Genomic DNA, 1,531 nt, shown 5'->3' on the forward strand with positions numbered 1-1,531 from the left:
CTTAATTTCGGGTTTTTCGGCACGCGATTTGGCGAGTACGTTTGCGTTTTCGAGGGGTTGGTTCAAACTGTCGGTTACGATGCCAGTGAGGGTTTTTGAAGACTGGGCATGAGAAACAAATCCGAGCGAGAAAATTGCAAGGATTATAATGTTGCGGGTAATTTGATACCTTTTGCTAAAGAATAAGAAGTTAAAAATCAATACTATATATGTTGCAGAAATTCTTAATTAAGATATAAACGAGTTACAGACTCGAGAAGTCTATTTCAACTAACTAAAATAGTGTGAAGTACCATTGCATTATTGTTTATTTTTTAGTTTAATTTCATAACTATGTACCGAATTTTGAATTAATCATTTCAACAGTAAACTAAAGCAATTTTTTGTCAAAAGAACGATATTTAATCAACGCATGCGGTTCATTCTTCTTCATTAAATTTATCTAGCATCTTATCAAGTTCAGCCTCTGTTACTACTTTTATGGTTTCGAAATTGCCCGGCTTTACCACGCAATTTTGAATAGTTTCAATAGACATGGCTTTGTAAAAACTTGTGTGGACTTGTAACTCTAAAATTAAACCAGGCAAACCTCCGTAACCATTTGGACCGAATGAAAAGGGAAGATTCGGACAAAACCACGCCGTTATGGGCTGGTGAAAAACTTTATCAATACCTTGAACTACTCTTATTGAAGTAGCTTTATAGCAAACATAAGTATCAATAAGTTTCGTTTCTGCTGTAATATTCCAATCTTGTGCATCAATCTTTTTTAAATAGGTTTTTGAACCAAGAATTAAAATTTGTCGCAACATCTCTTTGTCGCAACGATAAACTTCGCCCGAATAATCGAGAAAAGGCATTGATGTAGTTACTACGCCGTCATTTGCAGATGTCGAGAGCATATTTCTGGCTTTAAACAACGAACACCCTAAACTAATTGAAAGATCAAAGCGCAGTGCGCTTGCATTTTCTTTTGCTGCCTTAAACAAAGATTCCACGGGATTATTCGCTTTAGTTAATTCGGCAATATCGATGACCTCAGCGTAGTAGACAACCTTAATACAATTGTTTTGAGCTACACAAACTGAGCAGATAAGAAAGAGAAACAAAAATTTTAACATCTTGAAAGTTTATATAGAAACGTGTACCTCATACCTTTGATAAGGCACACGTTTATTTAATTATTAAGGGCGCTTGATTACCCCAAAAGTTATGCTGCCCATGCAGTTGAAATAAGTTTGATATGCCGTCGCGGAAGCTTGATCATCATTAAAGCCTTGTGCTCGTAAATAACTATAGGTTATTGCTCTTTGGTTTAAACAATCTTGCGCAGTCGTTGGAGGTAAGGCCTCTTTGGAAACTTCTGCCGCTGAACGTATAATTGGAATTGGTAATTGATTTGAGGCAACAGCTGCCGAGCTTGCCAAAGTTAGACAAATCAAACTAAAAATCATTTTTTTCATAAAAAATCGGTTTTAAAAATTAATAAAATAATAAGTTGGTTAACCGATACCAAATCAAAAAAAAAAAA

The 1,531-nt window shown here is 35.1% G+C and carries 3 protein-coding genes; all 3 read right to left on the reverse strand.

Annotated features, from left to right (window positions below; all coding sequences use genetic code 11):
• On the reverse strand, positions 1-201 hold a 201-nt coding region (locus CHX27_RS15630), incomplete at its 3' end, for a peptidase associated/transthyretin-like domain-containing protein (protein WP_207758901.1).
• A gap of 218 nt (positions 202-419) precedes the next feature.
• On the reverse strand, positions 420-1,121 hold the full coding sequence (locus CHX27_RS00235; protein ID WP_094484788.1) for a GLPGLI family protein: 702 nt from the start codon (positions 1,119-1,121) through the stop codon (positions 420-422).
• Between the two features lie 63 nt (positions 1,122-1,184).
• Entirely contained in the window at positions 1,185-1,463 is a 279-nt protein-coding gene (locus CHX27_RS00240) for a hypothetical protein (protein WP_094484789.1), read from the reverse strand.
• Between the last annotated feature and the right edge of the window lie 68 nt (positions 1,464-1,531).

The organism is Flavobacterium aurantiibacter, assembly GCF_002251775.1.
Taxonomy (GTDB): Bacteria; Bacteroidota; Bacteroidia; order Flavobacteriales; family Flavobacteriaceae; genus Flavobacterium; species Flavobacterium aurantiibacter.